This window comes from Marinobacter algicola DG893, from assembly GCF_000170835.1.
GTDB classification, from domain to species: domain Bacteria; phylum Pseudomonadota; class Gammaproteobacteria; order Pseudomonadales; family Oleiphilaceae; genus Marinobacter; species Marinobacter algicola.
Genome location: NZ_ABCP01000062.1, coordinates 1 through 15,068, shown reverse-complemented (window position 1 = coordinate 15,068; position 15,068 = coordinate 1). Strand labels below are relative to the sequence as shown.

General features: G+C 57.4%; 17 protein-coding genes. 13 read left to right on the top strand and 4 right to left on the bottom strand.

Translation table 11 applies throughout. The features are described from left to right. Positions 1–200: 200 nt before the first annotated feature. The 8 genes from glyA to MDG893_RS19450 all read left to right on the top strand — a co-directional run bounded on the left by glyA (position 201) and on the right by MDG893_RS19450 (position 6,832). Positions 201–1,457: a serine hydroxymethyltransferase gene (gene glyA, locus MDG893_RS19485; protein WP_007155558.1), complete on the top strand. Its 1,257-nt coding sequence runs from the start codon at positions 201–203 to the stop codon at positions 1,455–1,457. Between the two features lie 67 nt (positions 1,458–1,524). Beyond that, complete coding sequence (nrdR, locus tag MDG893_RS19480) at positions 1,525–2,043, top strand: transcriptional regulator NrdR (RefSeq protein WP_007155557.1); 519 nt, start codon at positions 1,525–1,527, stop codon at positions 2,041–2,043. Next, on the top strand, positions 2,040–3,155 hold the full coding sequence (gene ribD, locus MDG893_RS19475; protein ID WP_007155556.1) for a bifunctional diaminohydroxyphosphoribosylaminopyrimidine deaminase/5-amino-6-(5-phosphoribosylamino)uracil reductase RibD: 1,116 nt from the start codon (positions 2,040–2,042) through the stop codon (positions 3,153–3,155). Before nrdR ends, ribD begins: the two co-directional genes overlap by 4 nt. 68 nt (positions 3,156–3,223) lie before the next feature. Beyond that, positions 3,224–4,339 (top strand): bifunctional 3,4-dihydroxy-2-butanone-4-phosphate synthase/GTP cyclohydrolase II, encoded by a 1,116-nt coding sequence (gene ribBA / locus MDG893_RS19470; RefSeq protein WP_007155555.1) that lies wholly within the window; start codon positions 3,224–3,226, stop codon positions 4,337–4,339. Between the two features lie 55 nt (positions 4,340–4,394). After that, the gene (ribH, locus tag MDG893_RS19465) at positions 4,395–4,871 is read left to right on the top strand and encodes a 6,7-dimethyl-8-ribityllumazine synthase (RefSeq protein WP_007155554.1); all 477 of its coding nucleotides are present in this window, start codon (positions 4,395–4,397) and stop codon (positions 4,869–4,871) included. Further along, positions 4,871–5,347: a transcription antitermination factor NusB gene (nusB, locus tag MDG893_RS19460; RefSeq protein ID WP_007155553.1), complete on the top strand. Its 477-nt coding sequence runs from the start codon at positions 4,871–4,873 to the stop codon at positions 5,345–5,347. The genes ribH and nusB overlap by 1 nt, the downstream gene beginning before the upstream one ends. Before the next feature lie 3 nt (positions 5,348–5,350). Further along, positions 5,351–6,301, top strand: coding sequence for a thiamine-phosphate kinase (gene thiL, locus MDG893_RS19455; RefSeq protein ID WP_040474816.1), 951 nt, complete (start codon positions 5,351–5,353; stop codon positions 6,299–6,301). Between the two features lie 3 nt (positions 6,302–6,304). Next, complete coding sequence (locus MDG893_RS19450; protein WP_007155551.1) at positions 6,305–6,832, top strand: phosphatidylglycerophosphatase A family protein; 528 nt, start codon at positions 6,305–6,307, stop codon at positions 6,830–6,832. 31 nt (positions 6,833–6,863) lie between these two features. Here the strand turns inward: MDG893_RS19450 and MDG893_RS19445 are convergent, their stop codons facing one another. Next, positions 6,864–7,067, bottom strand: a complete 204-nt coding sequence (locus MDG893_RS19445) for a DUF6316 family protein (protein WP_027830997.1) — start codon at positions 7,065–7,067, stop codon at positions 6,864–6,866. Positions 7,068–7,336: 269 nt separating this feature from the next. Here MDG893_RS19445 and MDG893_RS19440 point away from each other — a divergent pair, with 269 nt between their 5' ends. After that, positions 7,337–8,020 carry a DUF2057 family protein gene (locus tag MDG893_RS19440; protein WP_007155550.1) on the top strand — a complete coding sequence of 228 codons (684 nt, stop codon included), beginning with the start codon at positions 7,337–7,339 and terminating at the stop codon, positions 8,018–8,020. A 45-nt stretch (positions 8,021–8,065) separates the two neighbouring features. On the opposite strand, the gene MDG893_RS19435 is transcribed toward MDG893_RS19440, so the two are convergent. Further along, entirely contained in the window at positions 8,066–9,592 is a 1,527-nt protein-coding gene (locus MDG893_RS19435) for a WS/DGAT/MGAT family O-acyltransferase (protein WP_007155549.1), read from the bottom strand. A 121-nt stretch (positions 9,593–9,713) separates the two neighbouring features. Further along, the gene (locus tag MDG893_RS19430; protein WP_007155548.1) at positions 9,714–10,625 is read right to left on the bottom strand and encodes a LysR substrate-binding domain-containing protein; all 912 of its coding nucleotides are present in this window, start codon (positions 10,623–10,625) and stop codon (positions 9,714–9,716) included. A gap of 269 nt (positions 10,626–10,894) precedes the next feature. On the opposite strand from MDG893_RS19430, the gene MDG893_RS19425 reads away from it, so the two are divergent. Then, positions 10,895–11,890 carry a glutathione S-transferase family protein gene (locus MDG893_RS19425; protein WP_007155547.1) on the top strand — a complete coding sequence of 332 codons (996 nt, stop codon included), beginning with the start codon at positions 10,895–10,897 and terminating at the stop codon, positions 11,888–11,890. On the opposite strand, the gene ispB is transcribed toward MDG893_RS19425, so the two are convergent. Beyond that, positions 11,883–12,851 carry an octaprenyl diphosphate synthase gene (gene ispB / locus MDG893_RS19420; protein WP_007155546.1) on the bottom strand — a complete coding sequence of 323 codons (969 nt, stop codon included), beginning with the start codon at positions 12,849–12,851 and terminating at the stop codon, positions 11,883–11,885. The genes MDG893_RS19425 and ispB overlap by 8 nt on opposite strands. Positions 12,852–13,081: 230 nt before the next feature. Here ispB and rplU point away from each other — a divergent pair, with 230 nt between their 5' ends. From rplU to cgtA, 3 genes are all read left to right on the top strand, one after another. Next, positions 13,082–13,393: a 50S ribosomal protein L21 gene (gene rplU, locus MDG893_RS19415; RefSeq protein WP_007155545.1), complete on the top strand. Its 312-nt coding sequence runs from the start codon at positions 13,082–13,084 to the stop codon at positions 13,391–13,393. 36 nt (positions 13,394–13,429) lie between these two features. Continuing rightward, on the top strand, positions 13,430–13,690 hold the full coding sequence (gene rpmA, locus MDG893_RS19410; RefSeq protein WP_007155544.1) for a 50S ribosomal protein L27: 261 nt from the start codon (positions 13,430–13,432) through the stop codon (positions 13,688–13,690). 137 nt (positions 13,691–13,827) lie between these two features. After that, positions 13,828–15,024: an Obg family GTPase CgtA gene (gene cgtA, locus MDG893_RS19405; RefSeq protein ID WP_007155543.1), complete on the top strand. Its 1,197-nt coding sequence runs from the start codon at positions 13,828–13,830 to the stop codon at positions 15,022–15,024. Positions 15,025–15,068 lie beyond the last annotated feature (44 nt).

Here is a 15,068-nt window from a genome sequence, read left to right as displayed (position 1 = left end):
CTCTACAGTCAGTAGCCGCAACCAATGAATATTGACCGAGTAAGGTATCGAAACCAACCGGGGATAGCAATTGAGCAAAAAGCGCAGGTAGCGGCGTGTCGGTATCTGCGGACGGCATAAAGGGTGATTTTTTACCCATTTGTAAGATAGAATAGCGGCCCATTTTTTCGGGCAGCTAAGCACATAGGGGCAGCGCATCCATGTTTAATCGTGATATGAAAATCGCCGGCTTTGACGACGAGCTCTGGAACGCCATGCAGGCGGAAGAGAAACGCCAGGAGGCTCATATCGAGCTGATCGCGTCTGAGAACTATACCAGCCCCAGGGTGATGGAAGCCCAGGGTAGCGCGCTGACCAACAAGTACGCCGAAGGTTATCCCGGCAAACGTTATTATGGTGGCTGTGAGTTTGTGGACATCGCCGAGGACCTGGCCATCAGTCGCGCCAAGGAACTGTTTGGTGCTGCCTACGCCAATGTGCAGCCGCATTCCGGCTCACAGGCGAACTCTGCCGTGTTCATGGCACTGCTCAAGCCGGGCGATACGGTTCTGGGCATGAGCCTGGCCCATGGCGGTCACTTGACCCACGGTGCCAGCGTCAACTTCTCCGGCAAGATCTACAACGCCGTCCAATATGGCCTGAACCCGGACACGGGCCTGATCGATTACGATGAAGTGGAAAACCTTGCCGTAGAGCACAAGCCCAAGATGATCATCGCGGGTTTCTCTGCCTACTCCCAGGAGCTGGACTTCGCCCGTTTCCGTGAGATCGCGGATAAAGTCGGTGCCTACCTCTTCGTCGATATGGCCCACGTGGCAGGTTTGGTGGCAGCTGGCGTATACCCGGATCCGGTACCTCATGCACACGTGGTTGCAACGACTACCCACAAGACGTTGCGTGGCCCCCGTGGCGGCCTGATTCTGGCCTGCGATGACGCCGACCTGCAGAAAAAACTGAATTCTGCCGTATTCCCCGGAGGTCAGGGCGGCCCCTTGATGCATGTTATTGCCGCCAAGGCGGTTTGTTTCAAGGAAGCCATGAGCGACGAGTTCAAGGCGTATCAGAAGCAAGTGATCAAGAATGCCAAGGCCATGGCCGAAGTGTTTGTGTCGCGCGGGTTTGATGTGATTTCCGGTGGTACAGAGAATCACCTGTTCCTGGTCAGCCTGATCAAACAGGACATCACCGGTAAGGACGCAGACGCAGCCTTGGGCCGAGCGCACATCACCGTGAACAAAAACGCAGTACCTAACGACCCGCGTTCGCCGTTCGTAACATCCGGCCTGCGGATCGGTACGCCTGCGGTGACCACACGCGGTTTCGGAGAATCCGAATGTCGCGATCTTGCTGGCTGGATGTGCGATATCCTGGATAACCTGGAAGATGAATCCGTCAATGACCGGGTTCGTGGGCAGGTTGAAGGCCTGTGTTCGCGGTTCCCGGTTTACGCCGGCTAAATAGCCTGATTGCGCCTTCGGGCAGGCCTTGCTGTCTGGCCCGATGGGTTTGCAGGAGCTTCTGAGTATGCATTGTCCTTTCTGTGGTGAAGCGGATACCAAGGTAATCGACTCCCGGCTGGTGGCCGAGGGTGATCAGGTGCGTCGCCGCAGGGAGTGTCTGTCCTGCCGTGAGCGTTTTACAACGTTTGAGTCGGCCGAGCTTGTGATGCCTCGGGTGGTCAAGCAGGACGGCACCCGTCAGCCTTTCGATGAGGAGAAACTTCGGGCCGGCCTGATGAAAGCCCTGGAAAAACGTCCGGTTAGCATCGAGGAAATCGAGGCGGCGCTGAATCGCATCCGATTCCGGTTACGGGCTACCGGCGAGCGGGAAGTCAAGTCCATGCAGCTCGGTGAAGAAGTGATGACCGAGTTGCGTCAATTGGACAAAGTGGCCTATGTGCGCTTCGCGTCGGTGTACCGTAGCTTTCAGGACGTCAACGAGTTCAAGGAAGAGATTGAGCGCCTTTCAGCGACTTCGGGCGAAGACCCGGTGGATGTGGCCAAGGCCCTGGCGGATAACCATTCTTCCGAAGGACAGGCATGATCGACGCTCAGGATACCGCTTTTATGGCTCGGGCGGTTCAGCTTGCCTGGCGTGGTCGTTATTCGACGCATCCCAACCCGCGGGTGGGTTGCGTCATCGCCCGAGGCAGCAAGGTTCTGGGCGAAGGCTGGCATGAGCGAGCAGGCGAGGCCCATGCAGAAACGCGCGCACTCAGCCAGGCTGGGCCTGATGCCCGTGGCGCGACGGCCTATGTCACGCTGGAACCCTGCAGTCATTTTGGCCGTACTCCGCCTTGTGCCAAAGCCCTGATAGAAGCGGGCATCGCCCACGTGTTTGCGGCGACCAAGGACCCCAACCCCTCGGTATCCGGTCGCGGCCTGGATATGCTCCGAGAGGCGGGCATTCGTGTAACGGAAGGCCTGCTGGCGGAAGAGGCCGTGCGATTGAATCCCGGCTTCATGAAGCGAATGAACGTCGGCAGACCCTATGTCCGGCTTAAAATGGCTGCGAGCCTTGACGGCAGGACGGCCATGGCCTCCGGTGAAAGTCAGTGGATTACCGGCTCGGAGTCCCGCCGCGATGTCCAGCGGCTCAGGGCCATCAGCGATGCCGTCCTGACAGGGGTGGGCACGGTGCTGGCTGACAACCCTTCACTGACAGTTCGTCGAACTGAGTTGGGTGACATTGGCGATGCTACGGAACCGTCCCGGCAACCCCTGCGCGTGATCGCGGACCGGGACGCGCGCACACCTCCTGGCGCTACGATCCTTCAGGGTGGCAATGTCCAGGTGTATTGTGCCTCCCCAACACTGGCAACGGCGCCGGCACAGGACCTTGCCGCGTTGGGGGTGGGCCTGACGGGTGTGGCCTGGAAGGACAATGGAATTGATGTGCGCGAGTTGCTCGACTCACTGGGGGAGTTAGGCATCAACGAATTGTTGGTGGAAGCTGGTCCAACGCTGGCCGGCACCTTTATCAGTGAGCGTCTGGTCGACGAGTTGTGGCTCTACCAGGCGCCGGTGTTCCTGGGCAGTACCGGCCGCCCCACGGCCAATCTGCCGCTGGAATCCATGGCGGACAAGGTGCAATGGAAAGTGCTGGATCGCCGTCAACTGGGCGAGGACCAACGATTGATCCTCGCGCCGGGGTAACGGTTACTAAATTCATGGCTGCCGGCACCGATACTCGGGCGGACAGACCAACAGGATGCAAATACGGTATGGCACTGAACAGCATTAAAGACATTATCGACGATATCCGTCAGGGCAAGATGGTTATTCTGATGGATGATGAGGACCGGGAAAACGAAGGTGACCTGGTGATGGCAGCAGAGCATTGTACGCCAGAGGCCATCAACTTCATGGCCCGTTTCGGTCGTGGACTGATTTGTATGCCGATGACGCGCCATCGTTGCGAACAGCTTGGGCTACCGTTGATGGTGCAGCAGAATGCATCGGGTTTTGGCACCAAGTTCACTCTGTCCATTGAAGCGACGGAAGGTGTAACGACGGGTATCTCTGCCGCCGACCGTGCGCGAACGGTCCAGGCCGCGGTTGCCCGCGATGCAAAAGCGTCTGACCTGGTTCAGCCGGGACATATTTTTCCACTGATGTCAGACCCCGGCGGGGTGCTCAGCCGAGCCGGCCATACCGAGGCATCCTGTGATCTTGCAGCCCTCGCTGGTTGCGAGCCTGCCGGCGTGATCTGTGAAATCATGAACGACGATGGGTCCATGGCCCGCCGTGAAGATCTGGAAAAATTTGCCGAAACTCACGACCTCAAGATTGGCACGATCGCGGATCTGATTCACTACCGGACATTGAACGAGCGCACCATCGAGTGCGTTGAGCAGTATGACCTGGACACCGAGTACGGTGTATTCAACTTGCGAACCTATCGCGACAATATCCAGGGTTCCACCCATCTGGCCATGGTGATGGGCGATATTGCGGCCGAGGATCCGGTGTTGGTGCGTGTGCACATCACGGATACTCTGCGAGACCTGCTCGGCGCCCGCCGCGCCGATTCCCGTAGCTGGCCATTGCATCATGCTCTGGAAAAGGTGGCGAGTGAGGGTCGTGGCGTCGTTGTCCTGCTCAACAGCGCCGAAGACAGCTACAATCTTGAAGATCGTATCCACGAATTTTTCGAACAGGATAAGAAGTCCGCGGGTAAGGGCAGCTCCGGTGTTTATTTTACCGTTGGTACCGGCTCACAGATTCTGAGGGATCTCGGTGTTGGCAAAATGCGCCTGCTGAGCCCGCCCATCAAGTTTTCTGCCATTTCCGGATTCGAGCTGGAAGTTGTGGAATACGTGCCCTACACACCCGAATAATGAACCCCGGCAGTTCTGCATCGTAACGGCGGGGCTGTCAATGAAGGAGCCATGCATGGCAGATATTAAAGTAATAGAAGGCGATTTTACTCACTGCAGCGGTAAATACGCGCTGGTTGTCGGTCGTTTCAACGGTTTTGTGGTTGAGAGCCTGGTGGAGGGTGCCGTTGATACCTTGCGTCGTCACGGTATTGCCGATTCCGATATCACCATTGTACGGGTTCCCGGCGCCTATGAGATGCCGCTTGCGGTCAAGCGCGTGGCGGAAACCGGCAATCACGATGCGATTGTTGCGCTGGGTGCGGTTATTCGAGGTGGCACACCACATTTCGACTATGTGGCAGGCGAAGCCTCCAGCGGTTTGGGCGCGGTCAGCCTCGAAACCGATGTGCCGGTGACGTTTGGCGTGCTGACGGTCGATTCCATTGAGCAGGCCATCGAGCGGGCCGGTACCAAAGCCGGTAACAAGGGCGCCGAAGCGGCGATCACGGCCCTGGAAATGGTCAGCCTCTTCAAAAAGCTGGGTGAATAATGAGCGCATCGGACGACAGTGCCGCGCAACCGGCCCCGGCGGGCCAACCTAAGGCAGGCGATAGACGCAGAGCCCGGGCTCTGGCGATGCAAGGCCTTTACCAGCGCCACTTCAGCAAGAGCTCGATTACCGATATCGAATCCGAATTCATCGTCGACAACGACATGTCGAAAGTGGATGCGGCCTATTTCCGCGATCTCCTCCGGGGCGTTCACCGGGAACAGGCTGAGTTAGACCGCCTGTTGGAGCCGTTCCTCGATCGCCCGATCCATGAGGTGGATGCCATTGAACTGGCGATCGTGCGCTTGGGCGCGTACGAGCTCAAGCATCGACTGGACGTTCCATACAAAGTGGTGATCAACGAAGGCATCGAGATGGCCAAGAGGTTTGGTGGCACCGAAGGTCATAAGTTCGTCAACAGCCTTCTGGACAAGCTCAGTCATCGACTGCGACTGGCCGAGACCCGTCCCCGCTGAGTGATGGGTGAATTCGAGCTGATCCGCCATTATTTCTTCCCGATAGCCGAGGTTGGAAACGCCTCCTCGGTTTTGCTGGGGCCCGGTGATGACTGCGCCATTCAACGTATTGGACCAGATCTGGACCTGGTCTTTTCGGTGGACGCGCTGGTCGAGGGCGTGCATTTTCCCCACCACTACGATCCCGAAAAGCTGGGTTGGCGGAGTCTTGCCGTGGCCGCAAGTGACCTTGCCGCCATGGGGGCCGATCCGGTTTGTTTTACCCTCGCGTTGACCCTTCCCGATGCCAATCCAGACTGGCTTAGCGCCTACGCGCGCGGCCTGGCAAGCGCGGCCAGACGCTTTGGGCTGTCGCTGGCGGGTGGCGACACCACGCGTGGCCCACTGACCCTGAGCATGCAGGTTCACGGTACGGTACCCAAAGGTGAGGCCATTCTCAGGTCTGGAGCCCAGGTGGGGGACTGCATCTGTGTTTCCGGAACGCTGGGAGAGGCTGGAGCGGCATTGGACCACCTTGAAAATGATAGCCCCGGGCCGGAGGTGCAGGCGGTCCTGCGAAAGTATCATTTCCCGGAGCCCAGGCTTGCGCTTGGTACGGCTCTGCGCGGATTCGCCACAGCAGCGGTGGATGTATCTGATGGCCTGGTGGCAGACCTGGGGCATATTCTTGAGGCCTCTGGCGTTGCGGCCAGTATCGATGCGAGCCGTTTGCCGCTGTCGCAACATCTGAAACGCCTTGTGGGCCAGTCTGCTGCCGGCCTGGCGTTGAACGCCGGGGACGATTATGAGTTATGCGTTACAGTGCCTCCACAGGTTTGGGCTATTCTACCCGAGAAAATCCGGCGTGAGTTGACCGTTATTGGCGAGGTCGTTGCCGGGGAGGGTGTAACCATTGACTGGGGAGACCATACTGAGAACCTGTCGGCGGGAGGGTACGACCATTTCAGGAACTGATTCATGAGCAGCGACGACAACCTCCAGGAACCGGAGCTCGCTGAAGCTCTGCTGCCGCCAGGGTTTCTCCGTAATCCTGTCCACTTGTTGGCGTTTGGGTTTGGCAGTGGTGCTGCGGCCAGGGCGCCCGGCACCTGGGGCAGTCTTGCGGCGATTCCCGTCTGGTTCTGCTTTGCCTGGTTGCCGCCCGTCGCTTACTGGATAGTTGTCCTGTCGGCCTTCGTGATTGGGATCTGGTTGTGTGGCAAGACCGCAGCAGATCTCAAGGTCCACGATCATGGAGGCATCGTTTGGGACGAGTTTGTGGGCATGTGGATTGCGTTGGGGCTTTTTCCGGACAACATATACGGCATTCTGATGGCCTTCACGTTGTTTCGGCTTTTCGATGTGCTGAAACCTTGGCCTATTAGTTGGTTAGATGAGTATCTGCCGGGCGGGCTGGGCATTATGGTGGATGATGTCGTGGCGGGGGTTATGGCGTTACTGTGCCTGCTCGCCATTGACCGGTGGTTGATGCCGATCATTGTCTGAGCATCTTTCTGAGGCTGGAGGGCATTCCAGATCAGTGGACCTGTTGCTCTTCCGGAAGAAGTCGCACAACATGCAGGAAGCGCCTGAGGCCGGTTTCTGCGCGTTGACGGGAGGCAAAGGGCCCGCTGTCGAAGCCCTCCCGGGTGGTGAAATACCACTTACTTCCGACGCAGAAGAACCGACTGCTTCGGAACGGTGCGGGGCCGTTTTCTCCGGACCGACGTTGGGTATCCATGTTGTCTCCTGAGCCCTTCGGTGCACTTTTGCACCGGGTGGGCGCTATTTCGATTCTCTGACTGTTTAAAATTAAATCAATTCCCGCCGAATTCAACATTTTTTTACATTTTTTGGGTAGACTTGATGCCTTCCCCGTAACCGGAGTGTCATCGGGTTACTGTAAACAGGCTGCATGTCTTGCCCTTGGCTCGTCCACTCTTCAAAATGCCTTTCAACCACAAGTGATTATCCGCCGGTGGAAGCTGGCGAACAGCACAAGGATATAGCATGAGTATCTATCACGTTTTAGTCTTTTTCAAGAAAGTACGATTCAGCGCAATGGCCCTTGTTGCCATGGTTCTGCTCGCGGGCTGCAGCTCTACCATGAGCAATGTCCAAACCTGGGAGGGTGACGCCCTGGACTCCGCACAGGCTGCCGTTCTCGAATCCCCGGGCGAAATCCGGGTGCAACAGGTGAATGGTCGCAAACTGGGTAACTTTCTAATGGATGACCTGGCCCTGAATTACGAGCTTTTACCGGGTGACAATCAGGTCGTGTTTACTTATAAGACGATCTGGGCCAAGAGCGGCGTTGTGCGTAATGGCGAATCCAAAGTGCACGTTGTTGAAACAGCGCCCCAGGCAGTGATGATCAATGCACAACCGGGGGATACCTACCGTTTCAGTTTCGAGCCTCCTGCCAACAAGAGTGAGGCCGAGACTTTCGCTAACAATTTCACGGCTGATGTGGTTGATGGGGCCGGTAATGTTGTAGCCACCGCCAGCGCCTGGGATGGCCAGCCTGCCGGCACCCGAACTGCTGCAAGGGCACCGGTCGGCTCTGGTGGCGAAGGAGAAAGTACTGGAGGCGCGAGCGCCGACTCCATGAGTACTCTGGGTGAGCTCAAGTCACTTTGGGATCAGGCCAATGAGGAAGAAAGGCGCGCCTTCCTGCGTTGGGCCTTCGAGTAACATGCCATTCTGACGGGCGGCGGTTCTGCCGCTCGTCACTGCTGTTCAGTTGCGAAATCGCCTGAACGTTTTTCGCAGAGCACCTTCCATGACGTTTAGTGCCTCGTCGGTCAGAGTAGGGTGGCTGTCAGGGTACTCGCGCGTGTCTTCTTCATACGGTGGCAGTGTCTCGGCCGCCGACTCGATCGATTTCAGGCTGTCTTCAAGCAGTTCCGGCAGTGAGTCGCCGTCAGCCACTACGTCTGGGCACAAGGTGAAATTGATCGTCAGGCTGCCCTGATAGCTCACTGCGACGATCACTAGCCCCATGCTGTCGAACAGGGGGGCGGAGTTGAACTGCGCCACCAATCGTGAACCTTGCAAGTACAGCGGCACTTGCGGCCCGGGTACGTTGGTGATCGGAAGGTTGAATACCGGCTGGTATCGTTGCGCAATCTGCAGTTCGGAATACAGTCTCGCAGAGAGCGCCAGCATGGTGGAAGGCAGGAGCTCTGTCAGCCTGTCCGCTGCAATGGCTTCGCGGTAGGGCTCGGATTCCACCGCATTCCAGTGTATGCGCCGAATTCGTTCGGCGGGATTGGGTTCGGTGGTGGCCAGGTCCAGTAGCATGGCGGACATCTGGTTGCCGGTGGCCTTGCGAAGGCTGCTTGAGCGCACGGAAATCGGTGTCATCGCTACCAGCGAGCGTTCCGTTGTGGCATTGCCCCTGTCCAGGTATCGACTTAACGTTTCAGCACATAGGCCGAGGACAACGTCGTTCAGGGTTACATCACCGAGTGTTGCTTTAATGGCCTTTAACCGGGACAGGTCCAGGCTGGCCGAAACGATCTTGCGATTGGCGGTAATTTGGCGGTTGAACGGGCTGTGAGGCGCTGAAAAAAGGGGGAACGGCAACGGCAGCTTTCGCATCTGCTTTTGGATAAGTCCGCGAGCAGTGGCTTCGGCGGCACTTATGGCGAGGGACGTCATTTGCAAGGGTTTGCGCAGCAGATTTGCACCGGTCTGGAGGATAACTCTTTCTTCTGACGGTTCCGGCTGTGGGTGCCAGGGGCGCGGTGTTTCTATCGCTCTTGCTTTCGGTGAGTATTCCAGAAGTTTGCCAATGATTTCCTCGCCACTGAACGCATCAATGGCGGCATGATGGAGTTTCACGATGAGCGCGAAGCTTTTACTGTCTGCATGCTCGTCTAGCTGGAACCCGTCGACAAACGTGATGTGCCATAGCGGGCGATCCCGTTTGAGCGGTTCTTCCAGAATTCGCGACGCCAGTTCCATCAGGCTATCGACTTTGCCGTGGTTGCCGAGGTTCACATAAGCCAGGTGCCGCTCGATACTGAAGTCTGGATCGTCAATCCAGTAGGGGCGCCCCAGCCGTAAGGGTATTTCTTTCAGGCGCTGGCGGAAGAGAGGAACTACATGGAGCCGGCTTCGCAGATAGGCGACAAAGGTGCTGAAGGCCAGCGGTTTTCTGCATTCCCGGGCATCAAAAAGATAGATGCCGCCAATGTGCATGGGGGCGGTTTCGGACTCCAGGTACAGAAATGAGGCATCCAGTTCCGACAGCTGCCGCATGGTTTGAGCTCCGTTCACAGGTTCTTGCGTGGGGGCAGTATAAACGACTGTGCCACTATTCTGTTGGCCGTTTTGCCCCGGAGGCGCGTGCTGTGAAGTCAGGACTACTTTTGGTGGTTGCTCAGGGCTGTAGCCAGGCGGCAATGTCTGATGATTCTCCGAGCTTTTCCCAGAACCACATCAGTGCCTTCCCCTGATCCTCAGCGTGGCGGGCTAGGTGAAGCTGGATAGCCTGTCTGGGTTCGTGGACTTCGAGCGCTATCAAGCTGCCATTCGCCAGTTGATCGCGCACGCGTGCTTCCGGGAGCCAACCGACGGCGAGGCCGTTTTTTTGCACAGCGATCTTCTGGTCGATATTGGCAACGGTCACGGTTCGCTGACGGCGGAATATGCCGGCGTGGCCGGGGGGCAAGGAGCGGGAAGTGTCTGCGGCTACTGCCGCGGGGAAGCGAACGATATCCTCCTCCCTTAGAGGTTGAGAGACCCTTGTCAGAGGGTGGTCCGGTGCTACTGCGTAGACGAACGTCATGTTTCCCAGTGGTTTTGTGTTGAAGGAACCTGCAGGTTTGCTCACTTGGTCGGCGCCGACAATCAGGTCAATTCGCCTGCTTTGCAGCGCATCCCAGGAGCCGGCGAAGACTTCTTCCACCAGTTGCACCTCCACCGGCACGCCCAGTTCGTAAAACTCTTTTACTGCGGGAAACAGGCATTCAGCCGGTAACAGGGAGTTGAATCCGATTCGCAGTCGGGTTTCCCAGCCCTGTGCCACCTGGCGGGTCGTGTGGGCCAGGTTTTCAGCGGCTTCGAGGAGAGTGCGGCCTTCTTCCAGCAGGTAGCGGCCTGCCGGAGTGAGTGCGGCTCGGTGACCGGTGCGGTCGAAGATGGCGACGTTGAGGTCTTCTTCGAGTTTCTGGACGGTGTAACTGATTGCCGAAGGAACGCGGAAGAGTTCGTTGGCGGCGCCGGCGAAGCTGCCTTTGCGGTCGATGGCATCCAAGACTTTGAGCGCGTCGATGGTGATGGCTGTGTGCATGTTCGAATTATCTGATGGTGATGGCCAGAATTGATTGTTTGAGAGCGTAGCAGGGTGGCCGGTATTCTTCCTCTAGTTTCTTGTGACCGGAGTTTGGGGGCGCGGGAGTTGAGGCTGGCCTTTGCAAACACGCCGTAAACCCATCCATGGGGGCTCGGCATTGCCATCCTTGGCAATGCTCGGTTTGCAAAGGCCTGCTCCAATTCCCTTGAGTAACTCAGTGCTCGCCGTCTTTTCCGATCACCAAATGAGTATCAAGTGGAGGCTTTATGGGACTTCTCGTCGACGGCAAATGGCATGATCAGTGGTACGACACCTCGAAAACCGGCGGTAAGTTCGAGCGTGAGGCCGCCCGGTTCCGCAACTGGGTAACGGCGAATGGTTCGCCGGGTCCAGCCGGGGACGGTGGCTTTCCGGCGGAGTCGGGCCGGTATCATCTGTATGTTTCCATGGCGTGTCCCTGGGCTCATCGAACGTTGATTTTTCGTGCGCTCAAGGGGCTCGAGAAACATATCTCGGTGTCGGTTGTGCATCCGGATATGTTAGAGAATGGCTGGGAGTTCCGGCCGGATGACGAGTCGCATCGGGACACGGCCAATGGTAAGCGCTTCATGTACGAAGTGTATCTGAAGGCTGCGCCCGATTATTCCGGGCGGGTAACGGTGCCGACGCTGTGGGACAAGGAAAGGCAGACGATTGTCAGTAATGAGTCTGCAGACATTATCCGCATGTTCAACTCGGCATTTGACGGGCTGGATGGCGTTCGGAGTGACTTGGATTTTCATCCGGAAGAGTTGCACGGTGAGATTGATGAGGTGAACGAGCGGGTTTATCACACGGTGAATAATGGCGTTTATAAGGCCGGTTTCGCGACTGCCCAGGATAAATACGAAGAGGCATACGGGGCGTTGTTCGAATCTCTTGATTGGTTGGAGGATCGGCTTTCAGGGCAGCGTTATCTGGCTGGCAATCGGTTGACTGAGGCGGATTGGCGACTGTTTACCACGTTGATTCGATTCGATGCTGTGTACTTCAGTCACTTCAAGTGCAATCGCCAGAGAATTGCGGACTTTCCGGCGCTTTCGGGGTATGTGCGGGATCTCTATCAGGTGCCGGGCGTGGCGGATACGGTCGATATCGGACAGATCAAGCGGCACTACTACGTGAGTCAGCGTACGATCAATCCAACACAGATTGTGCCGGAGGGCCCAAGGTTTGATTTCACATCGGCCCATAACCGGAAAGCGCTGGGGCCAATCAGCTGACCCGTGCGACGGCGACGTCGGTAAGCAGTGCAAGTGCATTCCGGTGGTCGGATTCGGGAAGGGTTTCCAGGCAGTCCAGGGCTGCCTTCGCTTCCCCTTTTGCGCGCTCCATGGTGTATTCCAATGCGCCGGAGCGGTTAACGATGTCCAGAATCCTGGCTAGGTCATCTAGCCCCCCCTTGCGTACCGCCTGGCGTATCAGTTGTTTCTCATCGTCACTGCCGTTGGCCATGGCATAAATCAGTGGCAGGGTGGGTTTGCCCTCCGCCAAGTCATCACCAACATTCTTGCCCATGGCCTCGGCATCGCCGCGATAATCCAGTACGTCATCCACCAGTTGAAAAGCCAGGCCCAAGTGCTTGCCGTAGGCGCTCAACGCCTGTTCCTGGCTCCCATTTGCACCGGCCAGTAGGGCGCCGGTGTGGGAAGCGGCTTCGAACAGCATGGCGGTTTTGTTGTGGATGACCTCCATGTACTTGTCTTCGCTGACATCCGGATTTTTCACGTTCATCAACTGGAGGACTTCACCCTCGGCAATCACCGCCGTGGCGTGGGACAGCACATCCATGATTTTCAGATTCTGGAGTTCCACCATCATTTCGAAGGCGCGGGCGTAGAGGAAATCACCTACCAGCACGCTTGGGGCGTTGCCCCAGCGCGCATTGGCGGTGCTACGGCCCCGGCGCATGTCGGAGGTGTCTACCACGTCGTCATGAAGGAGTGTGGCGGTGTGGAGAAACTCGATGACGGCGGCAAGCTTCAGGTGCTCGTCTTTGTTGTAGCCCAGTGCTCGGCTTGAGAGTAAAACCAGCAGTGGTCTCAAGCGTTTACCACCACTTTCAATAATGTACTGGGCAATTTTCTCGACCAGGGGAACGTCGGATGACAGCCGCTTGATGATCAGGTCGTTGACGCGGCTGAAGTCGTCCGCGACGGTGTCGTAAATACGCTGGGCTGTCATGCGGCTGGTCCGATCCCTTGTCTGGTGTTTTCGTTGGAAAAATAGGCGGGTGCCGCAATGCTAGGTATTGCGATGATCGGTGTCAACTTGGCTTGTAAAGCGGCGGCAGTTTTCGTACAATCACGCGCCCAACTCATCCCAACCTGCGCTCCCTGCTATAGGGTTGCCGAAGCGCTTCCCTTAGAACCAGGTGGATAAGAGCAGGGATGGGTCAATCGCGGAGAACGTTAATGTACGCAGTTATTGTTAGCGGTGGTAAGCAGCACCGTGTAAAAGAAGGCGAAACTCTGAAGCTGGAAAAGCTGGAAGTGGAAACTGGCGGCAACGTCGAGTTTGACCGCGTTCTGCTGATCGCCGATGGAGACAAGGTTCAGGTAGGTGCGCCGGTTGTTGATGGTGCCAAAGTGACTGCGGAAGTGGTTAGCCACGGCCGTCACGACAAGATCCAGATCATCAAGTTCCGTCGTCGGAAGCATTCCATGAAGCGTCAGGGCCACCGTCAGTGGTTTACTGAAGTCAAGATCACGGGTATCAAGGGCTAAGACCCTCGAGTAACCCCTTAGATAAGGAGGCTTGTAATGGCTCATAAAAAAGCAGCAGGTAGTACCCGTAACGGTCGCGATTCCGAGTCGAAACGACTTGGTGTGAAGCGCTTCGGCGGCGAGACTGTATCTGCAGGTAGCATCATCGTTCGTCAGCGTGGCACTCGTTTCCACCCGGGTCACAACGTTGGCCTCGGCAAGGACCACACTCTGTTTGCAACCGCAAACGGACAGGTGGTGTTTGAGGTAAAGGGTCCGGAGAACCGCAAGTTCGTGAGTATCGTTCCGGCTGCGTAAGCAGCGGCGATCTCGGGTTCTGTCGAACCTTCGGTGGCCCTGATATGATTTGATATCAGAGCCACCTGGAGCCCCGCATAGCTTCCATGAGGCTGCGGGGCTTTTTAGTTTATGCGCAGGGCGCAAAGGGTTGATTGATGAAGTTCGTAGACGAAGCCACCATCATTGTAGAAGCGGGCAAGGGCGGCCACGGTTGCCTGAGCTTCCGTCGTGAAAAATACGTGCCCAAAGGCGGACCCGATGGTGGTGACGGTGGCGACGGTGGCTCTGTGTACCTGGAGGCCGACAGTGCGCTCAATACACTGATCGATTACCGGTTCCAGCGCAAGCACAAAGCCGAGAATGGGCAGCCGGGCTCAGGCCGCAACTGCACTGGCATCAAGGGCAACGACCTCGTGTTGCCGGTGCCGGTAGGTACCACGGTTGTGGATATGGATACCCACGAAGTGTTGGGGGATCTGACCCGTGCCGGTGAGCGCCTGAAAGTGGCCCAGGCCGGTTTTCATGGGCTGGGTAATACCCGTTTCAAATCCTCGGTCAACCGCGCTCCGCGTCAGACCACAAAAGGCTCCGAGGGTGAACTTCGGAACCTGCGGCTGGAACTGAAAGTGCTGGCGGATGTCGGCCTGCTGGGTATGCCCAATGCCGGCAAGTCCACCTTTATCCGTTCCGTGTCAGCTGCCCGCCCCAAGGTGGCGGACTATCCGTTCACGACCCTGGTGCCCAATCTCGGTGTGGTCAGCGTGCAGGCTCACCAGAGTTTCGTCATCGCAGACATTCCCGGGTTGATAGAGGGCGCGGCGGAAGGTGCAGGGCTGGGAATCCGTTTCCTCAAGCACCTGGTGCGCACACGCTTGCTGCTGCACCTCGTGGACGTGGCGCCTTACGACGGGTCTTCGCCAGTAGAAAGTGTACGTGCGATTGAGTACGAGCTGGAAAAATTCAGCGAAACCCTCGCCAGTCGCGAGCGTTGGCTGGTTCTGAACAAAGTAGATATGGTCTCTGAAGAAGACCGTGAGGCCCACTGCCAGGCCATCATTGATGAGCTTGACTGGAAAGGTCCTGTATTCAGCATCTCTGCGCTCAGCGGCGAGGGCACCAAGCCGTTGACTCAGGCCGTCATGCGCTGGATAGAAGATCAGGCCCAGGAAGAAGCGGAGAACCCCGAGTTTGCCGAGCGCGAAGCCGCACGCCGCCGGAAAATGGACGAAGAGGCGCGAGCAAGAATCGAAGCCGAGCGGCAGATCCGCCGCGAAGCCCGTCAGGATGACGATGATGACGACGACTTCGATGACGATGATTACGATGTAGAAGTGGTCTACGCTCCTGAGTAGCGGGTTATGTCGTCAGAGTTAACTGCCAAGTATTGTCGGACAGG